21 protein-coding genes are annotated in these 25,902 nt (G+C 61.1%); 15 read left to right on the forward strand and 6 right to left on the reverse strand.

The features are described 5' to 3' along the window. The first annotated feature begins 3 nt into the window (after positions 1-3). From DX909_RS08575 to DX909_RS08605, 7 genes are all read left to right on the forward strand, one after another. Positions 4-1,647 carry a hypothetical protein gene (locus DX909_RS08575; RefSeq protein ID WP_229310990.1) on the forward strand — a complete coding sequence of 548 codons (1,644 nt, stop codon included), beginning with the start codon at positions 4-6 and terminating at the stop codon, positions 1,645-1,647. Positions 1,648-1,650: 3 nt separating this feature from the next. Then, complete coding sequence (locus DX909_RS08580; RefSeq protein ID WP_128544731.1) at positions 1,651-2,277, forward strand: c-type cytochrome; 627 nt, start codon at positions 1,651-1,653, stop codon at positions 2,275-2,277. Positions 2,278-2,380: 103 nt separating this feature from the next. Continuing rightward, positions 2,381-3,616 carry a sulfite dehydrogenase gene (soxC, locus tag DX909_RS08585; RefSeq protein ID WP_128544732.1) on the forward strand — a complete coding sequence of 412 codons (1,236 nt, stop codon included), beginning with the start codon at positions 2,381-2,383 and terminating at the stop codon, positions 3,614-3,616. Beyond that, positions 3,613-5,067, forward strand: coding sequence for a phytoene desaturase family protein (locus DX909_RS08590; RefSeq protein ID WP_128544733.1), 1,455 nt, complete (start codon positions 3,613-3,615; stop codon positions 5,065-5,067). The genes soxC and DX909_RS08590 overlap by 4 nt, the downstream gene beginning before the upstream one ends. Continuing rightward, a complete protein-coding gene (locus DX909_RS08595) occupies positions 5,064-5,990 on the forward strand; it encodes a creatininase family protein (RefSeq protein ID WP_128544734.1) in 927 nt (308 codons plus the stop codon). Before DX909_RS08590 ends, DX909_RS08595 begins: the two co-directional genes overlap by 4 nt. After that, on the forward strand, positions 5,963-7,447 hold the full coding sequence (locus tag DX909_RS08600) for an SLC13 family permease (RefSeq protein WP_128544735.1): 1,485 nt from the start codon (positions 5,963-5,965) through the stop codon (positions 7,445-7,447). The genes DX909_RS08595 and DX909_RS08600 overlap by 28 nt, the downstream gene beginning before the upstream one ends. Positions 7,448-7,474: 27 nt before the next feature. After that, on the forward strand, positions 7,475-8,755 hold the full coding sequence (locus DX909_RS08605; protein ID WP_128544736.1) for a YeiH family protein: 1,281 nt from the start codon (positions 7,475-7,477) through the stop codon (positions 8,753-8,755). A gap of 8 nt (positions 8,756-8,763) precedes the next feature. On the opposite strand, the gene DX909_RS08610 is transcribed toward DX909_RS08605, so the two are convergent. Further along, a complete protein-coding gene (locus DX909_RS08610) occupies positions 8,764-9,453 on the reverse strand; it encodes a hypothetical protein (protein ID WP_128544737.1) in 690 nt (229 codons plus the stop codon). Positions 9,454-9,738: 285 nt separating this feature from the next. Between DX909_RS08610 and DX909_RS08615 the strand changes: the two genes are divergently transcribed. From DX909_RS08615 to DX909_RS08625, 3 genes are all read left to right on the forward strand, one after another. After that, on the forward strand, positions 9,739-10,608 hold the full coding sequence (locus tag DX909_RS08615) for a sugar phosphate isomerase/epimerase family protein (protein ID WP_128544934.1): 870 nt from the start codon (positions 9,739-9,741) through the stop codon (positions 10,606-10,608). Between the two features lie 135 nt (positions 10,609-10,743). Continuing rightward, a complete protein-coding gene (locus DX909_RS08620) occupies positions 10,744-11,718 on the forward strand; it encodes an NmrA family NAD(P)-binding protein (RefSeq protein ID WP_128544738.1) in 975 nt (324 codons plus the stop codon). 65 nt (positions 11,719-11,783) lie between these two features. Continuing rightward, entirely contained in the window at positions 11,784-13,289 is a 1,506-nt protein-coding gene (locus DX909_RS08625) for a choice-of-anchor I family protein (RefSeq protein WP_128544739.1), read from the forward strand. Positions 13,290-13,435: 146 nt separating this feature from the next. Here DX909_RS08625 and DX909_RS08630 read toward each other — a convergent pair whose 3' ends face one another. Both DX909_RS08630 and DX909_RS08635 read right to left on the reverse strand, forming a co-directional pair. Next, entirely contained in the window at positions 13,436-14,416 is a 981-nt protein-coding gene (locus DX909_RS08630) for a Na/Pi cotransporter family protein (protein ID WP_128544740.1), read from the reverse strand. Between the two features lie 96 nt (positions 14,417-14,512). Next, on the reverse strand, positions 14,513-15,658 hold the full coding sequence (locus DX909_RS08635; protein WP_128544741.1) for a TonB family protein: 1,146 nt from the start codon (positions 15,656-15,658) through the stop codon (positions 14,513-14,515). Positions 15,659-15,971: 313 nt separating this feature from the next. Between DX909_RS08635 and DX909_RS08640 the strand changes: the two genes are divergently transcribed. From DX909_RS08640 to DX909_RS08650, 3 genes are all read left to right on the forward strand, one after another. After that, positions 15,972-16,784: a hypothetical protein gene (locus DX909_RS08640; protein ID WP_128544742.1), complete on the forward strand. Its 813-nt coding sequence runs from the start codon at positions 15,972-15,974 to the stop codon at positions 16,782-16,784. Between the two features lie 222 nt (positions 16,785-17,006). Then, positions 17,007-18,260 carry a glycosyltransferase gene (locus tag DX909_RS08645; protein WP_128544743.1) on the forward strand — a complete coding sequence of 418 codons (1,254 nt, stop codon included), beginning with the start codon at positions 17,007-17,009 and terminating at the stop codon, positions 18,258-18,260. Further along, positions 18,257-19,576: a glycoside hydrolase family 1 protein gene (locus DX909_RS08650; protein WP_128544744.1), complete on the forward strand. Its 1,320-nt coding sequence runs from the start codon at positions 18,257-18,259 to the stop codon at positions 19,574-19,576. The genes DX909_RS08645 and DX909_RS08650 overlap by 4 nt, the downstream gene beginning before the upstream one ends. Before the next feature lie 46 nt (positions 19,577-19,622). Here the strand turns inward: DX909_RS08650 and DX909_RS08655 are convergent, their stop codons facing one another. The 3 genes from DX909_RS08655 to DX909_RS08665 all read right to left on the reverse strand — a co-directional run bounded on the left by DX909_RS08655 (position 19,623) and on the right by DX909_RS08665 (position 23,816). Beyond that, the gene (locus tag DX909_RS08655) at positions 19,623-20,057 is read right to left on the reverse strand and encodes a response regulator (RefSeq protein WP_128544745.1); all 435 of its coding nucleotides are present in this window, start codon (positions 20,055-20,057) and stop codon (positions 19,623-19,625) included. 223 nt (positions 20,058-20,280) lie between these two features. Next, positions 20,281-22,941: a PVC-type heme-binding CxxCH protein gene (locus tag DX909_RS08660; RefSeq protein ID WP_229310991.1), complete on the reverse strand. Its 2,661-nt coding sequence runs from the start codon at positions 22,939-22,941 to the stop codon at positions 20,281-20,283. Between the two features lie 8 nt (positions 22,942-22,949). Next, on the reverse strand, positions 22,950-23,816 hold the full coding sequence (locus DX909_RS08665; RefSeq protein WP_229310992.1) for a sugar phosphate isomerase/epimerase family protein: 867 nt from the start codon (positions 23,814-23,816) through the stop codon (positions 22,950-22,952). A 111-nt stretch (positions 23,817-23,927) separates the two neighbouring features. Here DX909_RS08665 and DX909_RS08670 point away from each other — a divergent pair, with 111 nt between their 5' ends. Beyond that, the gene (locus DX909_RS08670) at positions 23,928-25,298 is read left to right on the forward strand and encodes an MATE family efflux transporter (protein ID WP_128544746.1); all 1,371 of its coding nucleotides are present in this window, start codon (positions 23,928-23,930) and stop codon (positions 25,296-25,298) included. Between the two features lie 22 nt (positions 25,299-25,320). Next, positions 25,321-25,812, forward strand: a complete 492-nt coding sequence (locus DX909_RS08675) for a GyrI-like domain-containing protein (protein ID WP_128544747.1) — start codon at positions 25,321-25,323, stop codon at positions 25,810-25,812. Positions 25,813-25,902: the final 90 nt, after the last annotated feature.

A 25,902-nucleotide genomic window follows, 5' to 3' on the forward strand; every position in this document is an offset into this window, starting at 1 on the left:
GTCATGGCTATTCAAAAACATACGTCCGACGCCCCCGTGCTGGAGTCGGTCCCGGTCGCCGAACCGCAGCCGGCCGTGGAAAGCCGCCCGGCCGAATCCCGGTCCTGGACACCCGCGCAGCGGTTCTGGTTCCGCGTCGCCTTCATCTTCTTTACGGTATTCAGCATACCGACGACGCTCGACTGGTATGCCAACGTCCTGAGCTTCGACTGGCTGCACCTGCACTACCGCGACCTCTACGAAATCGCCCGGTTTTCGCCCAGCCTGCTCCGGTATTTCGGTGTCGAGCGCGGGGGCGGTGGTGAAGGGGGCGGCCGCAGCCCGCTGCTCGGCTACGAAGACTGGTTCGTCCTGCTCGGTATTGCCCTCGTGGGGGCCGTCATCTGGACCGCCCTCGACCGCAAACGCCGGGAATACGACATTCTGTACTACTGGCTCCGGACCATCGTGCGGTATCGGGCCGGAATCGGCATCATCGGCTTCGGCTTCACCAAACTGTTCCCGACGCAGATGCCGTATCCCTCGGAGGGCCTGCTGAACACGGATTTCGGCGATTTCACGGCCCAGAAAATTTTCTGGATGTCGGTCGGGATCGTGCCCTGGTACCAGGTGTTCACCGGTTTCGTCGAGATTCTGGCGGGCGCCATGCTGTTCTTCCGGGGCACGACCACCATCGGTGCGGCTCTTCTTTTCGGGGCGCTGGGCGACATCGTGTTCGTCAACTTCGCCTACGACGGCGGGGTTCACGTCTACAGTTCCTATTTTGTTCTGATGGCGCTGTTCCTGATGATCTACGATGCCCGCCGGGTCTATAACCTCCTGGTTCTGGAGCGGTTCACGGTGCCGATTCACTTCTACCCCGACTTCTCGAAGGGCTGGCTGAAATACCTCCGCATCGGGCTGAAAACCGCCACCATCGCCATTTTTCTGGTCTGGTTCACCTGGCTGGAATACATCAACTTCAATTTCGATCCGTATAAGCAGCCGGCCATGAAAGGCGTTACGGCCCTGCGCGGCCTGTACAACGTAACGGAGTTTCGCCTGAACAACAAAGTGATTCCGTACTCACCGACCGATACCGTGCGCTGGCAGAGCGCGACCTTCGAGAAATGGTCGAGCCTGACCTTCAAAGTCAACAAACCGACCCGGCTCGACCTCTCCAACGGGGGTGGCGCGCCCATGCGCGACCTGAACCGGACGTTCGAGGTGTCGGGCGTCGCGGGCGGCCGGCGGGTGTTTTACTACGACGCCGATACGGTGGATCAGGTGCTGTATCTCCAGGACAAGATCCGGAAGAACAACCGCGCCACCGTCGACGGGAAGGAGATCGCAGCCGGAAATGCCCGGAAAAACCGGGAGAAACCCGAAGCGGACCAATGGATTCCGAAGGTGGCCCTGGCCCGCATCGGCAGTGAGGTGACCCGCATCGACCCGCGCGGTTACACCACCCGCCGGGAGCGCGGCATCGCCGAAGAAACCCGGCCGGTGAAACGCAACCGCATGATCCTGAAATACAGCACCACCGACGGCTCCCGCGTCATCCTGACCGGAGTCGACGAACGGAAGGATTCCATTTATGTCGTCCTGGACCGCGTCAACCGGAAGTACGCGCTTTCGGAGAGCAGCCTCCAGGCCGGGAAGTATTGACCCATGAGCGAAAAAACCACCTTTTCGATTCAGCAATCATTGGGATTGGGTCTGGCGGGTTTTCTGCTGCTGTACACGTTGCAGGCGTGTTATCGAGCCAACGGCGGAGACCTGCCCGACCGGTCCCATACCAACAGGAGCCAGGCCGGGGACACCCTCGGCCACCCCTCCCGCTTCGGCTTCGGCCGACCGGCCACGGCCCGGGAAATTGCCGTTCTGGACATCGATGTCCGGCCCGACGGTCTGGGACTGCCGTCCGGGTCGGGCACGGTGCCGGCCGGGAAGGGACTGTTTTCGGCCCGATGCGCGGCTTGTCATGGGGTCGACGGCACGGGCGGCACCGGCGGGCGGCTGGTCGTCACCGCCTTCACGGCGAAGGAGAAGGCCATCGGCAATTACTGGCCTTACGCCACCACCCTTTTCGACTATATCCGCCGGGCCATGCCCTACAACGCGCCCGGCTCCCTCACCAGTGATGAGGTCTACAGCCTGACCGCTTACCTGCTCCACGCCAATCGCCTGCTCGACTCCACCGCCGTCCTGAATGCCCGATCCCTGCCCAAAGTGGTCATGCCCGCCCGGAAATTTTTCGTCCCCGACGACCGCCGGGGTGGCCCGGAAGTGCGGTAGCTGGTGCATACCACCCCCCGGCCCCCTCCTGTTTTAGGAGGGGGCCGGGGGGTGGTCAGGCCGGGGCAAGCTGTTTGGGATATAGAAAACGAAATCTTAAACCATGGCATTAAATCCCAAAATAAACCGACGTACCCTGCTGGGCGGGGCCGCTACGGCCGCGGTGGCGATTGCACACACCTCGGTGGCGAAGGCCGTTCAGGTCGGTATTTCGGAGAAGGAACTCCGGGCCGACGACCCGACGAAAGCGCCCGGCCCACTGCCCGGCGAGCGCGGCACCCGGTCGCCGTTCGAGAAGGCGGTGAAGAAACCGTCGGATATTTCTTCGCGTACCCCCCTGCAGGACCTGTACGGCATCATCACCCCTTCGGACCTGCATTTTGAGCGCCACCACGCCGGTATACCCGCCCTCGACCCCGCCAAATACGAACTGGTTATTCACGGCATGGTGGACCGCCCGCTGGTGTTTACCCTGGCGGACCTGAAGCGGTTTCCGTCGGTGTCACGCATCTGTTTTCTGGAATGTTCGGGCAACTACCGGGGTCGCGGCACCAACGAAAAGCTGTCTCCGCAGGACATCTGCGGCCTCACCAGCCAGAGCGAGTGGACCGGCGTCATGCTCTCGACCCTCTTCCGGGAAGTGGGCGTCCAGCCCAAAGCCTCCTGGTTTCTGGCCGAAGGTACCGATGCGGCCGTCATGACCCGCAGCGTGCCGGTGGCGAAAGGCTGGGACGACGCCATGATCGTCTACGCCCAGAACGGCGAGGCCCTCCGGCCCGAACAGGGCTACCCCGCCCGGCTGTTTCTGCCCGGCTGGGAAGGCAACGCCAGCGTCAAGTGGCTCCGGCGCATCGAACTGTCCGACCAGCCGTTCATGACGCGGGAGGAAACGTCCAAATACACCGAGCCGATCAAAGACGGCAAAATCCGGCAGTTCAGCTTCACCATCGATGCCCGCTCGATCATCACTTACCCCACCTATCCGGCGCAGGTGCAGAAAGGCTGGATCGAAATCCGGGGCCTCGCCTGGAGCGGCCGGGGGCGGGTTACGAAGGTGGAGGTCAGTACCGACAACGGGAAAAGCTGGCAAACCGCCCGACTGCAGGACCCCGTGCTGGACAAGGCCCATACGCAGTTCCGGCACCTCTGGCCCTGGGACGGCCGGGAAACCGTGATTATGAGCCGCGTGACCGACCAGACCGGCTATGTCCAGCCTACCCTCGCCGAGCTGCTGGCCGCCCGGGGGGAAGACACCGGCGGTTACCACCTGAACCCAATCGCAGCCTGGCGCATCCGCCCCGACGGGCAGGTGTTGTTTCGTCCCGAAAACTGGAAATGAATTTGAAAACCGCGTCTCATACCGATTTTGATGCCGTCGTCGTCGGTTCCGGGCCGAACGGGCTGGCCGCTGCCGTTACGTTGCAGCAGGAGGGCCTGTCGGTGCTGCTGGTGGAGGGGAAAGACACCATCGGCGGGGGGCTGCGGTCGGCGGAGCTGACGCTGCCCGGTTTTGTCCACGACATCTGCTCGGCCATTCATCCGCTCGCCGTCGGATCGCCTTTCCTCCAGTCGCTGCCGCTGGGGGAACACGGCCTCGAATATATTTTCCCGCCCGTGGCGGCCGCCCACCCGCTCGACGACGGCACGGCCGCGGCCCTCTGCCATAATCTGGAGCAAACCGCCTTCCGACTGGGCGCGGACGCCGACGCGTATCGTTCGCTGATCGAGCCGCTGGTCGGGGTCTGGCCCGCCATCGATACCGACGTGCTGGGGCCGCTGACGTTCCCGAAACACCCCATCGACTTTGCCCGGTTTGGGTTGAAAGCCCTGCCTCCGGCTGCGCTGCTGGCCCGGCTTTTCAGGACGAAAGAAGCGCGGGGCCTGTGGGCCGGGATGGCCGCCCACTCCATCCAGCCGCTCTCCAATCTGGCCACCTCCGCCATCGGGCTGGTGCTGATGGTGGCGGCTCACCGGCGTGGGTGGCCCCTTCCAAAAGGCGGCTCTCAGCAGATTTCCAACGCCCTGGCTTCGTACTTCCGGTCGCTGGGCGGGAAGATCGAAACCGGTTTCCACGTCGGAAATCTCGCGCAGCTCCCCTCCGCCCGGGCGGTTCTGTTCGATCTGACGCCCCGGCAACTGCTGGAAATTGCCGGACACCGGTTTTCGTGGGTATACCGCCGGCAGCTGAACCGGTATCGCCACGGCATGGGCGTCTTTAAAATGGATTGGGCGCTGGACGGCCCCGTTCCCTTCACGGCCGAAGCCGCCCGGCAGGCCGGCACGGTTCACCTCGGCAACACGCTGGAAGAGATTGCGGCTTCGGAGCAGGCGACCTGGAACGGCGCCCACCCCGATCGGCCCTTCGTGCTGCTGGCCCAGCAGAGCCTCTTCGACCCGACCCGCGCGCCCGAAGGCAAACACACCCTCTGGGGGTACTGCCATGTTCCGAACGGTTCGCGGGTGGATATGACCGAAGCCATCGAGCGGCAGATCGAGCGGTTTGCACCCGGCTTTCGGGACCGCATTCTGGCCCGGCATACCCTAAATACCGAACAGATGGAGGCCCACAACCCCAACTACATCGGGGGCGACATCAACGGGGGCGTCATCGACCTGGCGCAGCTGTTCACCCGGCCCGCCCTGCGGTGGTCGCCCTACCGGACATCGGCGAAGGGGCTGTATCTCTGTTCCTCCTCCACTCCGCCGGGCGCGGGCGTCCACGGCATGTGCGGCTTCCACGCGGCCCGACAGGCGCTGAAAGACGAGTTCTCAACCGAAATCCAGCTATGAAAAAAGCCCGTTTGACCCTGCTGCTGGCCGTCTGTCTGGCCGCTTTCCGGCTGTCGGCCCAGACCCCGGCCAACCCGCTCTGGCACGAACAGAAGGTAAAGAATTACCTGCCCCACATGACGGTGCCCGAGGTCCGCGAGCTGCTGACCCGGACCGATATGGTCATCATTCCCATCGCGGCTCTCGAACAGCACGGCCTGCACCTGCCCATCGGCACCGACTACCTGAACGGCGTGGAGCGGGCCAAGCTGGTGGCGCAGAAAACCGACGTACTGGTGGCCCCGGTGCTGCTCGTCGGGCAGTCGCCCTACCACATGGAGTTTCCCGGCACCATCTCGCTGTCGGCGGAAACCATCGTGAAGGTGCATCTGGAAGCCGTGCAGTCGCTGCTTCAGCATGGTTTCAAGCGGTTTCTGATCCTGAACGCCCACGGCGGTAACAAGGCCATCTGTACGTATCTCGTCGATCGCATTAACCAGGAAACCGCCGGCATCGCCGTCGAACTGGCCGAAGCCGTAGCCCCCTTCCGGACACCCTCCACCCTGCCGAAGGGCAAAGAGAAAGTCTTCGACCGGCACGCGGGCGTGAGTGAAACCTCGTCGTCGCTCTACCTCATTCCGAATCTGGTCCGGATGGATCAGGCCGAAACTGCCCGCCTGTTCATGCCGAAACATATGGAAGCCATGGTGCCGGAGGTGCTGGACGGCGACCCGACGGCCAACCTGGTCTTTCTGGCGGAGGGGCTGAAGGCCAAACAGACCGGCAAAAAAACGTCGGCGGCCGAGATGTCGACCACCGGCGTCTGGGGCATCGGCGACCTGAAAGCCGCATCGGCCGAGCGGGGCCGCGACGAAGCGGAACGATTTGTGGATGCGGCCGTAAAATTCATCGAAAAATGGAAATCACTTCGTCCCAAAAACTGAGCGGAACGGCCGAAAAAAGTCGCGACTGGTTCTCCTACGGCCCCCTGCTGCTCGGGCCGCTGGTATTTGGGGGACTGGCCTTTTCGGGGCTGGTCCCGCTCGAACACCGGCTGCAGCTGGTGCTGGGCGTGGCCGGCTGGATTATGGTCTGGTGGATTACCGAAGCCGTTCCGATGCCGGTAACGGCTTTTCTGCCGCTGGTGCTGTTTCCGTCGCTGGGCATCCTCGACCTGAACACGACGGCGGCTAACTATACCAACCCGACGGTGCTGCTGTTTCTGTCGGGGTTCATCTTCGCCCTGGCGATGGAGCAGCACCGGCTCCACGTCCGGATTGCGCTACACATCGTCCGGCGGGTCGGCACGGCCAGCCACCGGCTCGTACTGGGCTTCATGACGGCCACGGCCTTCGTCAGCATGTGGGTGAACAACACGGCGGCCGCCCTGCTGATGCTGCCCATCGCCGGCTCGGTGATGACGCTCATGGAAGAAGACTTTTCCCGGCTGGGCGGCCGGCAGGCTTACCGCAACTTTTCAAAAAGTATGCTGCTTGGGCTGGCTTATGCCGCCAGCATCGGAGGTATCGCCACCTCCATCGGCACGCCGACCAACGCGGTGCTGGTCGGGTATCTGCGCGAGCTGTACCGGATCGATCTGTCGTTTTCAGGCTGGTTCATCGTCGGCTTTCCGCTGGCGGTGCTGATGCTGACGGCGGCTTACTTCATTCTGACAAAGCTGCTGTTCCGGGTCAGGATGGAGGCCATCCCGGATGCGTCCGACATCATCGCCCGCAAGATCGAGGCCCTGGGGCCGGTGACCTACCAGGAATACGCCGTCAGTGTGCTGTTCAGCCTGACGGCGGCCGGCTGGATTTTCCGAACGGTGCTGGCCGAATGGCTGGGAGCCGGGTTTCTGAACGATACCATCATCGGAATGTCGGGCGCCCTGCTGCTGTTCATCCTCCCCGACCGCAAGGCCCGCAGCGGGCTGCTGTTCGACTGGACCGCGATGGCGAAGCTGCCCTGGGGCATTCTGTTCATCATCGGCGGCGGGCTGGCCTTAGCCAAAACCCTTGAAAGTTCGGGCCTCATCAAACTGATCGGGGAAACGGTCGCGGCCTCCGGAAGTCACAACCCGTGGTATCTGCTGACGGCGCTCACCGGGGTCACGCTGCTCCTGAAGCTGATCATCGCCAATACCGCCCTGGCCACCGTCGCCCTACCGATGGCGTTCGGAATTGCCGATGCGCTGGGTCTGCCGCCGATCGTGCTGGCGGCTCCCGTCACCTTTGCCGCCAGTTTCGCCTTCGTGCTGCCCATGTCCACCCCGCCCAACGCCATCGTCCTGACCACGGGCCAGGTGACCGTTCGGGACATGATCCGGGCCGGGCTGCCGCTCACCGCAGTCGGCTTCCTGCTGCTGATTGCAGCCGCAAAAATTTACCAATCAATGGTTTAACCCTTTACTAATTAGTCGCTTAACCTCATGGCAACTCAAACCGTAACCCCATCGTCCACCGAAAAGCCGGCCGTTACCCTGCCCGAAGACTGGGCGGTGGTCGGGCTTGGTTTCCTGATCATCGTGCTGGCCCTGACGGGTCTTCAGGTACCGTCGCCGGCGTTCGGCTGGAGCACCGGCGCCGACCTGACCGGCAAGGTGTTTGCAGCCGGCAACCTGACGCTGATCGCTCTCCAGTTCGTGTTCGTTTATGCGGTCGCCCTGCTGGGTGCCCTGCTGACCGGAAAGCCGCTGAGGGCGTTTCTGGCCGGGTTTCCGATCCTCTATCTGCTGACGCTCGTGGCGCTGATTCTGGCGGGCAACAGCCGGGTGAAGACCCTGAATCTCGAAGCCGTGATCTTCAGCCTGTCCATCGGCTTGCTCATCGGCAACCTGTTCCGGCTGCCCGACTGGCTGCGGCCGGCGCTGGCGACGGAGTTGTTCGTCAAGATCGGGCTGGTGCTGCTGGGTGCGGGCGTCATCTTCTCCGACATCCTCAAGGCCGGTTCGCTCGGGCTCATTCAGGCGCTGGTGGTCGTCGTGTCGGTCTGGTATTTTGCCTACTGGATCTGTAAGAAACTGAAGATCGACGACGAGCTGACCATGATGATCTCCAGCGCGGTATCCATCTGCGGGGTGTCGGCGGCCATCGCCACCTCGGGCGCCATTCACGGCGACTCGAAGAAGCTCTCCTACGTCATTTCCCTGGTCCTGATCACGGCCATTCCGATGATGATCGCCATGCCGTATGTGGCGCAGGCCCTGGGCTTATCGCAGGAGGTGACGGGCGCCTGGCTCGGCGGCAGCATCGACACCACCGGGGCCGTGGTGGCTTCCGGCACACTGGTCGGAGAAACCGCATTGAAGATCAGCACCATCGTCAAGTTCGCGCAGAACGTGCTGCTCGGGCTGGCGGCTTTCGCCATCAGCCTCTACTGGACCTACACGAAATCCGCCCCCGGCGGCCAAACCGAAAAACCGACGCTGCGGGTGATCTGGGAGCGGTTTCCGAAATTTGTGATCGGGTTTATAGCCGCTTCGGTGCTGTTCTCCTTTTTCCTCAGCCCGGCCGCCGTCGACAGCGTCAAAGCCGGCCTGAAAAACGTTCAGGGCCTCTGGTTCGCGCTGGCGTTTACAAGCATCGGGCTGGAAACCCGCTTCTCGGACCTCTTCAATCAGGACAGCCGAAAACCGCTGTATGCTTTCCTGACGGCCCAGGCGTTCAACATCCTCATTACGCTGGTAATTGCTTATTCCCTGTTCGGATAGGCTCCGGGTCAGAGGGGGCGAAACGACCAGTTGTGCAGGGTCACTTTTCCCTCTCCGGCATAATTGTTGAAAAACAGGAGGCTGATCCGCCGGGTGGCATTGGAGCCCTGGGAGTAGATTTCGATGTTCTCATCGGGGAATCCGTCTTCGCACTCGTAGGCCGGCTCGTTCATGTCGTCGACAAACACTTTGGTCAGCAGGCCGAGGCTAGGCCGGTTCTGCATCAGAATCCGGACGGTATGTCGCTGCCCGTCGAAGAGAGTGGGCAGGGACCTGCTGGAAATGATTCGGGAGGAGGCATGGCCGATATTGTACAGATTGAACCCCATGGACGCGCTGATTCCGTACGGATTGTACAACGACTCATCCTTCGTAAATAGCCGGATCTGGAGGTAGCCCTCCTGAGTGCCCTGAAACGTAAAGGCGGTTTCGAAGCCGTCCTTTACGTCGAAATTGAAGTTCGACCCGAACTCGGCTTCCTGCCCCGGCCCCTTGTAACCCATTTCGATGGCCGGGCCTTTGGCCTGGACATTTTTTTTAATATCGAAACCGGAAGTTCGGCGGAAATCTTCTACGGTAAACCCGGTTTCCGATACCACGCTGCCCGGGTCTACGGGTGGGTCATCGCGTTTGGACTTGCATTGAGCCAGGAGAAGGACGAAGAGGAGACAATAAAAAGGAGTAAACGTTTTTACCATAGACAAGGTATCTAAGACAGAGTGGATATATCGAACAATGGAATAATATTAGGGAGAAATGCCCGGAGAGACAAGTTAAAATTTCCTTAGAGACAGCGTTTTGGCTGTTTTCCTCCTGAATGGGACACCCTCCGAAACGGTCGGGAAAGCGGCTCGCCGGTACAAAATCCCGGGTGCCCGACGAAGCCACCGAAAAAAATGGTATACTTACCGACTTCCTTACGACGATGGCTTTCTTAGCCGGAAGGAAGTCGAACGAATGCCCTTTCCAAACCCTGTTTTATGATGAAAAAACGTTTTTTAACTCTTTGTTCGCTGGCGGTTTCGCTGCTCAGTCTCGACACCGCCCAGGCCCAGAAGGGCAAACCCCTGTATACTTTCCCAGTCGGCATTCAGGCTTACACTTACCGCAACAGCTTCCCGCGGGGTATCGAGGCCACCCTGGATACCATCAAATCGCTGGGCATCACGGAAATGGAAGGCGGCACCCCGAAGGGCGTCACGACCGAGCAGTTTCTGAAGATGCTGGCCGACCGGAACATCAAACTACCGGCCACCGGCGCGGGCTACGATCAACTCGTCAAGGACCCCATGGACGTGGTGAAGAAGGCGAAGGAACTGGGGGCTACCTACGTCATGTGTGCCTGGATTCCGCATGAAAAGAACAACTTCTCGATGGAGAACGCCAAAAAAGCCGTCGAGGATTTCAACCGCGTCGGAAAAATCCTGAAGGAAAACGGCCTGACGTTCTGTTACCATAATCACGGCTATGAATTCCGCCCGAACGGCGCCGGCAACGGGACGCTGTTCGACTACATCGCCCAGAACACCAACCCCGACTATGTCTCCTTCGAACTGGACATCCTCTGGGCGCAGCATGGCGGGGCAGACCCGGTCGCGCTGCTGAACAAGTACGGCAGCCGCTGGAAACTGATGCACCTGAAAGACCTCAAAAAAGGCGTCAAGGGTGACTACAGCGGAGGCACCCCGCAGGAAAACGACGTGGCCCTCGGCACGGGGCAGATCGATATGCCGGCGGTGCTGAAAGCCGCCAAAAAGGTCGGAATCAGGCATTATTTCATCGAGGACGAAAGCAACCAGGTGAACGTCCAGCTTCCGCAAAGCATCGCCTACCTCAAAAGCCTGCGCGAATAAATCCGGGAACCAGATGCTCCGGCAGACAGGGCCTTCCGCAAGGGAGGCCCTGTTTTTTTCAAAACCTTTTGGATCAACAGTCGCTTGCATTCGAAAAACGGGCGGAAGCCGGGTGGCGGACCGCCCCGGAAGCGGATGACGATAGAAACCATTCAGAGCCAAACCGGACGGAAGGAAAGTCCGGAGGCAAAAGAGACCAGGATCGTGCTGGCCGGGGCCACCGGTCAGTTAGGACGGCATATCGCCGGGTATCTTCGACGGCAGAAAGTCCCGGTAACGGGTCTGGTCCGGAAAGGAAAAACCGGTTCGGAAGTCCGGTGGCTGGAAGCGATGGGCGTCTCCGTCGTCGAAGTCGATTTCAACGACGTGGCCGAACTGACCCGGGCCTGCGCGGGAGCGTCCTGTGTAGTGTCGGCCCTGTCCGGCCTGCGGGAGGTAATCGTGGAAGCGCAGTCGCAGTTGCTGGAAGCGGCCGTCAGTGCCGGGGTTCCCCGGTTTATTCCCTCGGATTTCTGTATCGACTATACCCGTCTGCCCCGGGGATCGAACCGCAATCTGGACCTCCGCCGGGAGTTCTGCGAACGGCTGGAAAAAGCGCCGATTGCCGCTACCTCGGTCCTGAACGGCATGTTCTCCGACCTGCTCACGGGCGAGAGTCCGGTGGTTCTGTTTCCGTTGAAACGGGTTATCTACTGGGGAAACGCCGACCAGCCGATGGATTTCACGACGCTCGACAACACGGCCGCCTTTACGGCCTCGGCCGCCCTCGACCCCTCCAGCCCGCGTTTTCTGCGGATCGCCGGAGAGGTGGCTTCCATGCGCGACATCGCCGGAGCGGCCACGGAAGCGACGGGAAGCCGATTCCACCTGTTCCGGGTGGGGGGCCTCGGGTTGCTGAAAACGCTGATCCGCTTCACGCGCACGGTGTTTCCTCAGAAAAAGGAGGTGTTCCCGGCCTGGCAGGGCATGCAGTACCTGCACAATATGCTGACGGGGCTGCCCAAACTTCACCCGCTCGACAACGGCCGGTATCCCGATATTCAGTGGACCACCATCCGGGAGGTTCTGGCCGGACGGGCGAATGAGCCGGAGCTAAGTCGTGTTAAATAATTGTTAACCTGTATGTTAGGCTGAAGTGACCGCTATTTTTACCGGATCATTCTACCCCCAAACATATGGTAAAGAAACAATGGCTCGCATCCGCCGGCCTGATAACTCTCTGGGTGTCTGCCTGTATAACCGATCACACCGGACCCAACCCGAATCCCGAAAATCCCGGCTCGTTCAAACAGGTAGCCTCCTCCGATCTGGGCAAAACGGCAGCCGCCGAAATTTCGGCCTACGACCCGATCAGCAAACGGCTGTTTACGGTGAACAACGAGTCCGTACCCAAAATCGACATCCACGACCTCTCCGCCCTTCCGACGATCTCCAAACTGGCTCCGATCGACCTTTCGGCCCTGGGCGGTGTCGCCAACAGCGTCGCCGTATCCGGCGGCCGGCTGGCCATCGCGCTGGAAGCCCTCAATAAACAGGACAACGGCCGGGTGCTGGTGTATGATGCCGCTTCACTGGTGAAGGAAAAGGAAATTACGGTCGGCGCCCTGCCCGACATGGTGACCTGGAGCCCCGACGGCCGCTACATCGTCACGGCCAACGAAGGCGAACCCAGCCAGGATTATACCAACGACCCCGTCGGGTCGGTGTCGATCATCGACGTGCAGAACGGGTACAGCGTGAAAACTCTCGATTTCTCCGGCTTTGAAAGCAGCCTGGCGACCCTGACGGCCGGCGGCTTCCGGGTATTCGGGCCGGGAGCCACACTGGCGAAGGACGTGGAACCGGAGTACGTGGCCATCTCGTCCGATTCGCAAAAGGCGTGGGTCACGCTTCAGGAAAACAACGGGATTGCCGAAGTGGACCTGGCGGCCGGTACGATTCAGAAAATCCATCCGCTCGGCACCAAGGATTTCAGCCTTGCCGACAACGCCATCGACCCGACCAACACCGGAAACACCATCAGCTTCGGCACCTGGCCGGTCAAATCGTTTTTCCTCCCCGACGCCATCTCCTATTTCTCCGTCGGCGGAACCGGCTACCTGATTACGGCGGATGAAGGCGACGCGCGGGAATACTCCAAATTTGTGGAGCAGAAGCGGGTCAGTGAACTGAATCTCGATCCCGGTGTCTTCCCGAATGCCGCTACGCTGAAGATGAACGCCAATCTGGGCCGCCTGAACGTCACCCGTACGATCGGCTCCACCGGTTCGGACAGCACGTTCACAGCACTTTACGGCTTCGGCGGCCGGGGTTTCAGCATCTTCAACGCAGCGACGGGCCAGCGCATCTACGAGCCCGGACGGACGCTGGAGGATAAGGTGGTGGCGGCCGGCAAGTATGACGATGGGCGCTCCGACGACAAAGGCGTCGAGCCGGAAGGCGTCACCGTAGGCATCATGAACGGCAAACCCGTCGCCTTCATTGCCCTCGAACGGGCCGACGCCATCGCCATCTACGACCTCAGCAATCCGACCAATCCGCAATTTCTGCAGCTGCTGGCCACCGGCGACGCGCCCGAAGGGGTGCTGTTCGTAGGCTCCGATAAAAGTCCGAACGGAAAGAGTATGCTGGTCGTCAGCAGCGAAGAAGACGGAGAAGTCCGCATCTACCAGCCGGAATAACCGGCCCCCCGGCGACCCGAGCAGACCGACGGAAGTTTGTCCTCCGGACGCAGGAGGGACCCTGGGCAACGGCCCTCACAGGAACCGGTGATTGGACCACCGGGATCCTTCCTGCGTCCGGAGGATAAGGCAGTGGCGGACGCTGGTCAATTTTGTTCTGAGGTCAGAGCAACCGGCCGGGCAGTCGTCGGGCGGTCGGGGACCCAGCGCTCCAGACGGCCGGCTACCAGGGCGGCAAACGGCGCGACCAGCACCACCCCGAATACGTTGAACAGCACGTGGGCATTGGCCAGCTGCCGACCGGCCGGCGCAGGGCCGCTGACTTGTCGAACCAGCTCGGTAAAGGGTTCGATCAGCAGCAGACCAGCGACGATCGACAGCACGTTGAAGAGAAGGTGGAACAGGCCCGTCCGGATGGCGGCCCGGCTGCGGCCGATGGAAGCGACGAGCGTATCGGCGCAGGTGCCCAGTTCCGCCCCCATCATCAGGGCAATGCCGGCCGCCAGCGTCAGCAGGTTCTGACCCGACAGCACTACCGCCATGCCGACGGTGGCCGACGACGACTGGAGCAGCACCGTCACCCCGGCCCCCGTGAGTGCCCCGCGCACCGGATCGGCCAGACCCTTCATCCATTCGACCACCTGCGGAAGGTGCTTCAGGGGCTGGACAGCCTCTTCCATCAGAAACAGACCGAGAAACAGCATCCCGAATCCCAGCAGCACCTGGCCCCACTGGGCGAGCGCTTCCCGCCGGGAGAGAAACATCAGCCCGAAGCCGAGGGCCATCGGCACCCCGGCCCACCGCCCGATGTCGAAGGCGATCAGCTCACTGGAAAAGGTGGTTCCAATGTTGGCACCCAGCACGATGCCGACGGCCTGCCGGAAGGTCAGCGCCCGGGTGTTGACCAGAGCGATGGTCATGATGATGACGGCGGAAGAAGAATCGAGCAGGGTCGTCACGACCACGCCCGTCAGGATGCCGGTCATGATATTGCGGGTAAATTTCCTGAGCCAGCCCTGGAGTTTATCCCCCGAAATGGCCCGCAGACCCTCGGACAGATAATTCAGCGCAAACAGGAACAGGACCAGCCCCGACAGCAGGAGCAGCCCGATCTGCAGATAAGCCATAAGCGGATAATCAATGATTTATCCGAAGTTACGGCCCTGGCCCTGCGAGGCCGTTTCCGAATCCGTTATGGAATTGTTAAGATTTCGGGGGAGCGATCATTTAAAATAACCCCACACTTCCCGGCCTTCCGTTCCCTCCGGCACGGCTTTGGAAATGATGATGGGAACGGTGATCTCTTTCAGCAGGGTCCGGTCGGCCAGGCGCCCGGCGGGAAGCTGGTTCACCGGCTGATAAGGCGCCCGGTTTTCGGCCGTATTGGTCAGGGTAAAGGCCACCGGCAGGGCATATTTTCCGGCATAGCCGGGAGGCAGATCGGGCATCTTCTTCAGAGCCTGCTTCACCTCGGCCTCGAACCCGTAGCCGCCGTTGTCCGGACTCAGCAGGGTAACGTTCTGCACGCGCCCCCGGTCGTCGACCTCGAAACCGGCATACACGCGGCCGTATACCCGCTCGTTCCAGGCCCGGGTCGGGTATTTGATCCGGGTTCGCAGAACCTGCTGAAACAGAGGGTCCGTCGTTAGGGAGGGCCGGCTGTTCAGCTCCCCGGCGGTCAGGTTGTCGTACTCCTTCACCATCTGAATCAGGTCTTCGACCCGCAATTTTTCGCCCTGTAGGCCGGCGCCGATCTTTCCGGAGGGGTCAGCCAGAACGTCCAGCGCCGACCGACGGGTCAGCAGGACCGGTTCGGGAGCGGCATTGCCTTTCCGGATCGAATAAAATGTCTGGGTTTCGAAATAGCCTTTGAACTCTTCCTCCTTATCGTAGCCGTTCTGTTCATATTTGGCCTTCAGCTGTCGTTTGTAGTTTCGGAGCAGTTGGGTATTGCCGTCGTACAGCACTTCAAAATAGGTGCTGGCCCTGCCGCCGGCTTTGGTGGGGAGCCGGACAAACTTCAGCCCGCCGACGGTGAAGCCCTCCGGCAGCGAACGCTCCACCGTCGTGGTCTGGTCCAGCTTGTAGGCCAGTTCCCCTTTCACGACGTTATAGGCCAGCGTGCAGATGTAATCCCGGCCGCCCAGCCGGACCTTGCCGGGCTGCCAGACCGGAAACGTCAGATACTCGCTGCCGAGGTAAATCATCAGGTTATGCAGGGGCGTCGGGTTCGGGCCGGACGTCTGGTAGGCATACACGTGACAGGTGGTGATCACCCGGCCTCTCGAATCCTGCGAAATCTCGCACTGCCCGACGGCCAGATGCGAAAGAAGCAGGAAGGTGCTCAACAGGTGGATTGCTCTTTTCATCTCTATGGACCCCTTTGGTGAACCCGGTATGGAACAGGCTTCAGAATCAGGCTATAAGTAACTGAAAGCCGTGGAGAAATGCAACTTCTATCCCGCTTAGTACCATTTTAACGCGGAAGCGGAAAACACGGGGCGAACCACCCGGCCGGGGCCGCTTGCTCAGATTTAACCGGCGGGCTTAACCTTCGGCTCCTATTTCTCTTTTATAGAAAGTGCTGAATCATGCTTCATTAGATCGGAAAGGCACAGAAGCCGACCGGACACCGGCTTTCTTTCCAACCGTATTTCGGTACGCAAACCTGAAACACATATCATGAAAAGTAACTGGAAAATCACGCTCCTTCCCCTGTTGGCCCTCTCCTGTGGCGGGCCGGATTCCGGAAACCCCGCCGATGTAGCCGGCACCGGCCAGGTGGAAGGTCTCGGCCGCTACGTCTCGGGTACCTTTCTTCTGACCGAGGACGTAAAATACGACAAGGCCTGCAACTACTTCGATGAGCAGTTCGTGCGGGAAATGTTCGAGGTCGAGGCCACTACCGCCATCACCACCGAAGACAACCAGACCAACTGCGCCTTTATCTGGGACAATAAGAAACAGTTGGTGATTTCAACCACCAACCGCAGTTCCTTTCAATCCATCTATCACGCCGAATACTATTTCGACAGCCTGTATCAGCCGACGGCGCTGGCGCAGCGCAGACGAGGCAGACAGGACACGCAGTTCGGCCAGTATACCGAAGACCGCACCGCCGAAGGACCGACCGCGGGCATGACCAATCAGAACGTGAGCGGCCAGGGAATCGACTCGTCGGCCGTCAACGACTCGTCGGACACCTACAACTACAACAGCCGGAATGCCAGACAGAGCGTGGCCGACATTCCGACCGTCTCGAATGCCATCGGCCGGGCGATTCCCGACATCGGCGACAAGGCCCTCTGGGACGACCGGAAGCGGACCCTGCACGTGCTGGCGCTCAACAACGTCTTTCACATCACGGTCAACCATAGCCCCGCCGTGGCGGCCGACCTGAACTACGCCCGCCGGCTGGCCCTGGTGCTGATCGACAAAATGCGGGACGAAGCGAAAGGCGGTATGACCACCCCGCCGGACGTGCCGATCTACTGACGGCTTTCCCGGCAAACCGGATCAATCAACGAACCCCGTCCAGGTCTCGGAGAGAGCCGTACGGGGTTCGTTTTTATGGCCGTTAGCTAACTCATATTTACCATTCTTTATCTTTTCTCCGGTAAATGGTTTACTGAATACAACCTCTTCCGGAAAAGGCCGGACCGCTCCTGAACCGTTCCTTTGAAAAAAAGGAAGGATGTTTCATCTATCGTCTGAACTATGTCCAATATACCAACCGCAAAGGGAACCCGCCCGGGTTCCGGGGAACTGCTTAACCTTTTGGGGAAATCCCATACGGCTTTTGATTCGGAACCGGATATTGCCATACCGGGTAAAGCGATACAGGATCTGATCTGCTTTTCGCACCTTCGCTGGAACTTCGTCTACCAGCGTCCACAGCATTTGTTGAGCCGCGCCAGCCGCCACTGGCGCGTCTGGTTCTGGGAAGAACCGGTCCACGACCAGGCCGAATACCTCGAAGTCAGACCCGCCGGCCCCCGGCTTACGGTGCTGGTCCCGCATCTGCCGGCCGATACCTCCGAAGAAAAGGCGGAGACCCTCCAGCGCAGGTGGCTCCATGAACTGACGGCCGGCGAAGGGATTACGGACTTCATTGCCTGGTACTACACCCCGATGGCGATGTCGTTCACCTCCGACCTCACACCCCGGCTGACGCTGTACGACTGCATGGACGAACTATCGGCCTTCCGGGGCGCTTCGCCGGGGCTTCGGAGCCGGGAACGACAACTCATGGAACAGGCCGATCTGGTGTTTACCGGCGGTTACAGCCTGTACGAAGCCCGGCAGCATCAGCATTCGGACATTCATCCTTTTCCCAGCGGCATCGACGTTCCGCATTTCGGTCGGGCCCGCGCCGGTCTGCCCGACCCGCCGGATCAGCAGGCCCTGGCCGGACCGCGGATCGGCTTCTGCGGGGTGATCGACGAGCGCGTGAACCTCGGCTTGCTGGAACAGATCGCCCGGCACCGGCCCGACTGGCAGTTCATCCTGCTCGGACCGGTTGTAAAGATCGACCCCGCCACCCTTCCCCAGGCGCCGAATCTGCACTACCTGGGCATGAAGTCCTACGAGGAATTACCGGCTTATTTCAGCAACTGGCAGGCCGCCATTCTGCCGTTCGCCCTCAACGAGGCTACCCGGTTTATCAGTCCGACCAAAACGCCTGAATATCTGGCCGCCGGACTGCCCGTCGTATCCACCCCAATCCGGGATGTGGTCCATACCTACGGCGGCCAGGGGCCGGTCTGGATCGCCGATACGGCCCGAACCTATATTCAATCCATTCAGGAAGCCCTCCAGTTCGGCCCGTCGCTCGACTGGGCGGACGTGGACGACCAGCTGAAGGAAAAATGCTGGCACCGGATTTGGAACAGTATGCATGCATTAATGGATCATCAACTCCGGACCATTTCGTCAGGGAATCCCTCCGGCTTAACCATAACACAGGCATGAGCAATCCGGTACTGACAGAACGTTCGGGTCGAGTTTCGAGCGAACCGCCCGCCCTCTGGGGAGGCATCGAATGCACCGTCAACCGCGTCGGGAACACCTACCAGGATCAGTTGATGCGGAACGGGCATCACCACCGTCCGGATGATCTGACCAAAGTGGCCGGGCTGGGCCTGAAAACCCTGCGCTATCCCATCCTCTGGGAACGGACCGCGCCCGATCATCCCGACCGGCCCGACTGGCGCTGGGCCGATGAGCGGCTGGGAATCCTGCGCGAACTGGGCGTCCAGCCGATTGCGGGCCTGGTCCATCACGGCTGCGGGCCCCGCTACGCCACCTTCGAAAACCCGGAATTCGAACGTCAGCTGCCGCGTTACGCCCGCAGCGTGGCCGAGCGCTATCCGTGGATCGACGCCTATACCCCCATGAACGAACCGCTGACGACCGCCCGCTTCTCCGGCCTGTACGGACACTGGTATCCGCATGAGCGAACGACGGGCGGCTTTGTACGGCTCCTGCTGCGGCAGTGCCGGACCACGGTGCTGGCCATGCGGGAAATCCGGGAGGTGAGGCCGGATGCGAAGCTGATTCAGACCGAAGATCTGGGCCAGACCCACAGCAGCCCGAAGCTTCGATATCAGGCCGAGTGGGAAAACCACCGGCGCTGGCTAACCTGGGACCTGCTCTGCGGTAAAGTAACGCCCGGCCACCCCCTGTGGAACTTTATGCTCAGGGCCGGCGGGTCGGAACGGGAGTTATGGTTTCTGGTCGAAAACCCCTGCCCCCCTTCGCTCCTCGGCATCAATCACTATATTACCAGCGAACGGTATCTCGACGACGACATCCACTCCTATCCTGCTCATCTTCATGGCAGTAATGGGCGTCACCGGTATGTCGATACGGAAGTGGTCAGGGCCGCGCCTTCCCGGCGGGTCGGCCTGGGCGGGCTGCTCCGTCAGGCCTGGGAACGCTATCGTATCCCAATTGCCGTTACGGAAGCCCATCTGGGCTGTACGGTCGATGAGCAGATGCGGTGGCTGATGGACATCTGGAACCAGGCACAGACGGCCCGGCGTACGGGGGCCGACATCCAGGCCGTCACGGTCTGGGCCCTGCTGGGATCCTACGACTGGCACTGTCTGCTCACCCGGGAGGAGGGATACTACGAACCGGGGGCGTTCGACGTCAGCAGCGGTGAACTGCGGGCCACCCCTCTGGCCGAACTGGTCCGCCGTCTGGCGCTGGGTCAACCCGTCGGTACGCTGGTGCCCGAGGGGCCCGGCTGGTGGCAGGAGGTTCCGGAACTGACCGGAGGCTGAACCCGAAAAGACCGGCCATCGGGACGGGACGGCCTCCTGAATCCGGTCATTCGGGCGAATTCATGGGCCGCTCCTGCCGGGTCGCCACATTGTCCCAGTTGATTTTGAAGATCCGGATCAGGTTGTGGTAATCACGCAGCCGGGAAGGTTTGACCAGATACATATTGGCTCCAAGACTCAGACACCGGGCCACCTCGTCCGAGAAATCGGAGGAAGTCAGCATGATCGTCGGCGTATTTACCGTTTGGGGAAGGGCCCGGATTTCCACCAGTGCTTCAACACCATTGAGAACCGGCATATTGATATCCAGGAAAATAAACGATGGAACCACCGGAGATGATTTCAGGGCGTCGAGGAGTTCCTGTCCATTTCGAAATACCGTAATCTGACTATCGGGATAGTGCTGTTTTATGATATTTTCGAAGATTTCAATGTCCTCTTCATCATCTTCCGCCAGGTAGATCTGATAGGGTAAAGTCATCGAAATGCGAGTAGGAAAAGTTTTACATAAACGTCTGATCAAATATAATTATAAGACAGTAATTTCCATCAGACCGCTGCAATCTATTTATTTTTTTCGGAACCTTAAAATTCTTATAACCTTCTGTATTCAGAACGACCATTCCGTTCGCTTTAATCGGCATCAGGTCAGTCTTTTTCCTTTGAAAAATGAAAAACCGGCAGTCGGGAAACCCGAGAGCCGGCTATGGGACCGCCTGCAGAAACGCCAGCAGATCCCGGAGGTCGTGGCCGGTTAGCCGGCTTTCCAGGCCGTCGGGCATGAGCGAATTCCGGATCATACCATATTCCCGGATCTCCTTTCGCGGGACGGTCACGAAGCCGTCGGCCTGCGTATAAAGCTCGACCGTTTTTTCCCCAATGTCGATCTGACGGCCCTGAATTTCCCTTCCGTCGACCAGGCGGACATACCAGCCCTGCCACTCGGGGGAAATCTCACCCGAAGGGCGCAGGATCGAACGCACCAGCTGGAGCCGCGATTTGGACCGGCCCACCTGGCTCAGGTCGGGTCCGAGGTCGCCCCCGCGGCCCATCACCCGGTGGCAGGCCGAGCAGGTGGCCTCAACCGAAAAAAACACCCGCCGGCCGCGCTCCGCGTTTCCTCCTTCTGCCAGAACCCTCTCCCATCCGGCCAGATTCTGCGGACGGGACGACCCTTTCCGGCCTGCCGGGCTGCCGAGGGCCAGCTCCAGTTGCTCCCTCAGCGCGGCATCCTTTGCGGCCGCAGCTACGAGACCGGGCGTCATCAGGGGCCGGAACCGGGCAGGCGTCAGACGGGTGCGAAGGTACCGGGCCGCTTCGATCCGAAGATCGGAGAATGCCTCCCGGAGCAGGGGGGCAATTTCCCGGACGGCGTCTACGGGCTGGCCGGCCAGCGCCAGCAGGGCCTCCGCCCGCACCGCTTCCGAGCCGCCCGGACGCCCGGCCACCCGCAACAAACTTCTGCCGACCCGCCCGTCGGGAATACCGGCCAGGGTCCGGATCGCTTCCAGACGCAGGGCCGGGTCATTACTTTGTTCCAGCAGGCCGAGAAGCAGCTCCACCTGTTCTTCCGGTTTAGGCAGAAACCGGATCGCCAGCGCCCGGATCGGAGCCGGTCGGGCGGCATCGGCCACCAGGGCTTCGATGAAACGGGGAGGCAGCGACCGTTTGATGGATTTGGACAGAGCTTCCGTACGGTTTCGGTAGGCGGTTTGGTAGGCCGGCATCAGGTGCGCTACGGTTTCCAGATAGGTTTCAAACAGCCCGGCCGTCAGGGGGCCGGCCGTGAGGGCCGAATCCAGGCAGGGCCGGAGCGATTCCATGCCCGTCTGCCCGATCCACTGTAGCGCCTGCCGGCGTATGTGGGGGTCGGCGTCCCGAAGCAGCCGCCGGGCCAGCGGTTCCGGCGACTGACCGGAGCGCCGTAGGGCCAGAAGCGCTCCCAGCCGGACTTCGGCCCGCTTGTCGGACGTGGCCCTCGCTACCTCCGGGTGAAAGACCGGCCGGGCCAGCGCCACCACCGCAGCATGCCGGACAAACGGATCATCGGCAGTCAGCGCGCTGACCAGCATACCGGTATCGCCGGGCAACCGGGCGGCAAACAGGCTGTCCAGGCGACCGTCGGCAGGCTCCTTCGGCCGGGAGTGGGGCCGACCGGCTGGAACCCCCTTACGGGCCGTCAGTTTCCAGATGCGGCCCCGGCCGTGATTGGGGTAATCCCGCAGAACCCAGTCCGTGATGTAGACGGCCCCGGTCTGGTCGGCGGCAAAGGCGACCGGCCGGAAATTTCCATCGCCTTCCGCCACGACCTCATAGGTTCCGGTCACGGACGCACCCTTCGGCACGGTCCTGATCCGCACCAGGCGGCTTTCCTCCCAGACCGAACACAGCCACTGCCCGCCATAGTCCGGGGGCAGGGCGGTTCCGTCGGCATTCAGCAGGCCCGTCGGAGCTTCTCCCAGCCCGACGGCGTAGGGCAGCGTTCCCGGCAGTTCACCGTTCCAGGCCAGATACGGATGAATCCCGCTTCCTCCATACAGCGACTGGTAACCATAGTCGCCACCTTGCACGACGTGGACCATCCGGTTCGGCCCGCGGCTGTCGGGATCGTTATCGATGGCCAGAAGCCGCCCCCGGGAGTCGAACTTCAGATCGACCGGGTTCCAGAAGCCGGTCGCGACCTCCTCCAGCGCCGATCCGTCGGGCCGCGCCCGGACGATGTTGCCCCCATCGCCGTACCCCCCGAGCGACGAACCATCCGTGCCTTTCAGTTCCCAGGCCGCCCCGCCGGTATTCCCCCGGGAGACGTACATCCATCCGTCCGGGGAGAACGTGATGCCGAGCAGAGCCGCATGGGCGTAGACGGTCGCCGGCTTTACCAGCTCCAGCACTTTCTTCTTCTCTTCACAGACCCCGTCTTCGTCGCGATCGAACAGGACCCAGACGGCTTTGGAGGTGACGGCATAGAGGGTACCGTCGGGAGAGAAAGCCAGATTCAGGCCCTCCTTCAGGCCGTCGGCAAACACGGTGATGCGGTCGGGCCGGCCGTCCCGATCCTCATCGGTCATGCGTTTGATTTGGTCGCTGTCCGGCCCCTGGTAGCCGGAAGGGCGCAGGTGGGTATGGGATTCCAGGACGAAAAGGCGGTTTTGCCGGTCGACGGCGATACCGATCGGGGTGACGATGTCGGGGTTTTCCGCAAAAAGGGTCAGTTCAAGCCGGTCGTCGAGAAGCCGGGGCATACCGGCCGGGGCGACCACCGGCCCGGACCCGGCCATGAAGGAACACAGGCCGGCGACCAGCAGCCCGGCCGGCACCGGCAGGCGGCCGCTGAACCATGCGTAAAATTGGGAAAGGCAGCGCATCCGGACGGCTATCGTTCGTATTTCTTAAACAGGTCATAGGCCCTTCGCAAATCGCTCTCGAGGGTGGTGCGGTCGAGGGGCGGGGCCATTTCCACCACCAGATAGCCGGTGTACCCGTGCTGAAGCATCCGCTCCACGACTCCGGCATTGTCCGTCACGCCCTGCCCGAAGCGGACTACCTTATGAACGCCCATCCGCTCGGTATCCTTCAGGTCGATGTGCAGAATGCGGGAATGAAACCGGTCGATCACCTGAAACAGATCGACCCCCGCGCCGTTGAAGTGGGCATTGTCCATGCACATCCCGACCCTGGGCGACGGAACGGCACTGAAAACCCGGTCGTAATCGTCCAGGTTCTCCAGATTGTTATTGGCGTGGTTCTCAAGCAAGACAAGCATATCCATCTCCTCGGCCGCCGGGACCAGCTCCTTCACTACGTTGATGACCGCATCCAGCCCTCCCTCGGAGCCCCGGCCCGCTCCCGTGAACTTGACCCGCCGGCAGCCCAGCCGGCGGGCCGCTTCCATGTTCCAGAGTTTATGGGTGACGTCTTTGACGATGTTACCCCCGGCTCCGAAAGACGTTCCCTGTACACAAACCGGAGTCAGGCCGTGTCGCCGGCAGCGTTCCCTGATGCTCCGGATGCCCTCCGGCGTCAGGTTCCGGGCATACCAGCAGTTGAATTCCACGTTTCGGAATGGAAGGCGGGGAAGGATCTCGAAGGCATATTGAAAATCCTCGTCTCCGAAACCGTCGCAGGTGATGGTGGCGATGGCCAGCTCTACTCCTTTCGGTTTGGCGGTCAGGATCGGCAGGCCGCCGGCCATCATCCCGGCAGAACGAAGAAAATCGCGTCGATTGATCCCGGAGTCCATGTGGGAAAGACAAATAATCTAAGTTTTCCTAAAGTAAATGATCTTTTTTAAATCCTCCCGCCAAATCCCTCCTATTTCATTTAAGGGTTTACGCCTACCTTTGCCCCCATCATGGCCGCTTCGAAGAAAGATCTGGGTAAAGCTCCCGTTCCCTCCCTGTTCTTTTATTTTTATCTGCCGACGCTGGTCAGTATGGTGTCGGTTTCGGCCCATCAGCTGATCAACGGCATCATCCTGGGTCGTCAGGTGGGCAAGGAAGCGATTGCCGCCGTGGGCCTGTATGCACCCATCCTGCTGATTTTCATCTCGTTTCTACTGGCCTTCATGATCGGGGGCGGCATCACGTTTTCAAAAAGCAGCGGGGCGGGCGATGTTGAACAGGCCCGGCGGGTGTTCCGATTTTCGACGACGGCGGTGCTGACGGCCGGCGGGCTGGTGGCCCTTGGGGCGCCCTGGCTGGCCGAACCGGTCGCCCGGTTCGTGGCCGGGACGGAATCCGGGCCGATCTTCCGGTTCACCACCCAGTATCTGTTCTGGAATTTTCTGTTTCTGCCGGTGCTGTTTCTGCGGCTGCTCTGGGGAGCCTTCATTACGAACGACAACGCCCCATCGGTCAACCGGAACGTTACGTTTTATGCCTCAATGCTGAACATCCTGCTGGATGTACTGCTGGTAGTGGTTTTTCCGTTCGGCATTGCCGGCGCGGCCGTTGCCACCGGCCTTTCCCTGCTGGCCGCGGTGGCCTACCAATACCGCCACATCCGGAAATCGCAGGGCGTACTGACCTTCGACCACTGGCGGTTTACGCTCCGGCTGCCCGAATGGCGCCGGTTTTTCCGGCTGGGCTTTCCCTCGTTTACCTCCGAGCTGGTGCTTTCGGCCGGGCTGCTGCTGCTGAACCGGAGCCTGCTGCCCTACGGCGTTTCGGCGCTCTCGGCCTTCGGGCTGGTCAACTATCTCAACAATATTTTTCTCCGGTTTTTTACGGCTTCGATGATGTCGGTTCAGCCGATCATCGGGTTCAATATCGGCGCCCGTCAGCCCGGGCGGGTCCGGGAGGTTCTGGGGTTCTCCCTCCTGTTCACCCTGGCGCTCGGGGCGGTGTTTTATGGTCTGGGATTCGCGTTTCCGCAGGTTCTGATCAGCCTCGTGACGAGCAATGAGTCGGTGGGTTTCAGGACGGAAGCGGAGCAGGCGATCCGGTACGGCTTTCTGCTGTATCTGGTGGCCGGGCCGAACTACATCCTGACGATGTATATGCAGTGCATCGGCCGGTTTGCCCTGTCGATTGCCATCAGCGCCCTGAAGGGGCTGGGGTTCGTCGGCCTGTTTCTCCTGCTGCTTCCCGAGTATTTCGGCCTGCACCTGAACGGCGTCTGGCTAAGCCGCCCCCTGGCCGAGCTGGCGACGCTGACCGTCATCGGGGGCTATACCCTGAGCCAAAAAATGCGGTATTACAGCCGGGAAGCCATTTTACGTTAACCTAACCCGGTATGAAAACATCATGACGCCGACCCTGAAGGAAGTACCACCCAGGAAACTGATCGGCCTATGGCTGGAGATGAGTCTGGGTAACGACCGGACGCCCGAACTCTGGCGGAACTTCATGCCGCGTCGCCGGGAAATCGGTAATTCCCTGACTACGGACCTGATCTCGATGCAGGTCTATGAACCCGGTTTCGACATCCGGAATCTGACGATGGACACCCGTTTCCGGAAATGGGCGGCCGTGGAAGTCTCCGATTTTGAGGTCGTTCCGGAGGGAATGGAGACGTTCGAGCTGCCGGGCGGCTTATACGCGGTTTTTCCCCACCGCGGGGCCGCCCAGACCGGACCGGCAGCCTTCCGGTATATTTTCGGCACCTGGCTGCCGGCTTCCGGCTTTGTTCCGGACGACCGGCCTCAGTTTGAGCTGCTGGGTGAGAAATACAAAAACAACGACCCCGAGTCGGAGGAGGAGATCTGGATACCCGTCCGGCCGAAACCCGGCCGTTGATCCCTTTCCCCGCGCCCCCTCTCGTTCGGAACCTTCAGGCCGTGGCGGCTCAGCAAAAACGGTTGTCCATCCGCCCTAACACCCAGGAGG

This window comes from Larkinella soli, assembly GCF_003703975.1.
Classification (GTDB): domain Bacteria; phylum Bacteroidota; class Bacteroidia; order Cytophagales; family Spirosomataceae; genus Larkinella; species Larkinella soli.

Excerpts from the sequence above, each read along its gene's own strand:
- DX909_RS08630 (WP_128544740.1), bottom strand. The coding sequence starts at position 14,416 with ATGGCTTATCTGCAGATCGGGCTGCTCCTGCTGTCGGGGCTGGTCCTG.
- soxC (WP_128544732.1), top strand. The coding sequence starts at position 2,381 with ATGGCATTAAATCCCAAAATAAACCGACGTACCCTGCTGGGCGGGGCC.
- DX909_RS08620 (WP_128544738.1), top strand. The coding sequence starts at position 10,744 with ATGACGATAGAAACCATTCAGAGCCAAACCGGACGGAAGGAAAGTCCG.
- DX909_RS08670 (WP_128544746.1), top strand. The coding sequence starts at position 23,928 with ATGGCCGCTTCGAAGAAAGATCTGGGTAAAGCTCCCGTTCCCTCCCTG.
- DX909_RS08660 (WP_229310991.1), bottom strand. The coding sequence starts at position 22,941 with ATGCGCTGCCTTTCCCAATTTTACGCATGGTTCAGCGGCCGCCTGCCG.
- DX909_RS08595 (WP_128544734.1), top strand. The coding sequence starts at position 5,064 with ATGAAAAAAGCCCGTTTGACCCTGCTGCTGGCCGTCTGTCTGGCCGCT.
- DX909_RS08635 (WP_128544741.1), bottom strand. The coding sequence starts at position 15,658 with ATGAAAAGAGCAATCCACCTGTTGAGCACCTTCCTGCTTCTTTCGCAT.
- DX909_RS08600 (WP_128544735.1), top strand. The coding sequence starts at position 5,963 with ATGGAAATCACTTCGTCCCAAAAACTGAGCGGAACGGCCGAAAAAAGT.
- DX909_RS08640 (WP_128544742.1), top strand. The coding sequence starts at position 15,972 with ATGAAAAGTAACTGGAAAATCACGCTCCTTCCCCTGTTGGCCCTCTCC.
- DX909_RS08615 (WP_128544934.1), top strand. The coding sequence starts at position 9,739 with ATGAAAAAACGTTTTTTAACTCTTTGTTCGCTGGCGGTTTCGCTGCTC.
- DX909_RS08675 (WP_128544747.1), top strand. The coding sequence starts at position 25,321 with ATGACGCCGACCCTGAAGGAAGTACCACCCAGGAAACTGATCGGCCTA.
- DX909_RS08610 (WP_128544737.1), bottom strand. The coding sequence starts at position 9,453 with ATGGTAAAAACGTTTACTCCTTTTTATTGTCTCCTCTTCGTCCTTCTC.
- DX909_RS08650 (WP_128544744.1), top strand. The coding sequence starts at position 18,257 with ATGAGCAATCCGGTACTGACAGAACGTTCGGGTCGAGTTTCGAGCGAA.
- DX909_RS08655 (WP_128544745.1), bottom strand. The coding sequence starts at position 20,057 with ATGACTTTACCCTATCAGATCTACCTGGCGGAAGATGATGAAGAGGAC.
- DX909_RS08605 (WP_128544736.1), top strand. The coding sequence starts at position 7,475 with ATGGCAACTCAAACCGTAACCCCATCGTCCACCGAAAAGCCGGCCGTT.
- DX909_RS08645 (WP_128544743.1), top strand. The coding sequence starts at position 17,007 with ATGTCCAATATACCAACCGCAAAGGGAACCCGCCCGGGTTCCGGGGAA.
- DX909_RS08580 (WP_128544731.1), top strand. The coding sequence starts at position 1,651 with ATGAGCGAAAAAACCACCTTTTCGATTCAGCAATCATTGGGATTGGGT.
- DX909_RS08665 (WP_229310992.1), bottom strand. The coding sequence starts at position 23,816 with ATGGACTCCGGGATCAATCGACGCGATTTTCTTCGTTCTGCCGGGATG.
- DX909_RS08590 (WP_128544733.1), top strand. The coding sequence starts at position 3,613 with ATGAATTTGAAAACCGCGTCTCATACCGATTTTGATGCCGTCGTCGTC.
- DX909_RS08575 (WP_229310990.1), top strand. The coding sequence starts at position 4 with ATGGCTATTCAAAAACATACGTCCGACGCCCCCGTGCTGGAGTCGGTC.
- DX909_RS08625 (WP_128544739.1), top strand. The coding sequence starts at position 11,784 with ATGGTAAAGAAACAATGGCTCGCATCCGCCGGCCTGATAACTCTCTGG.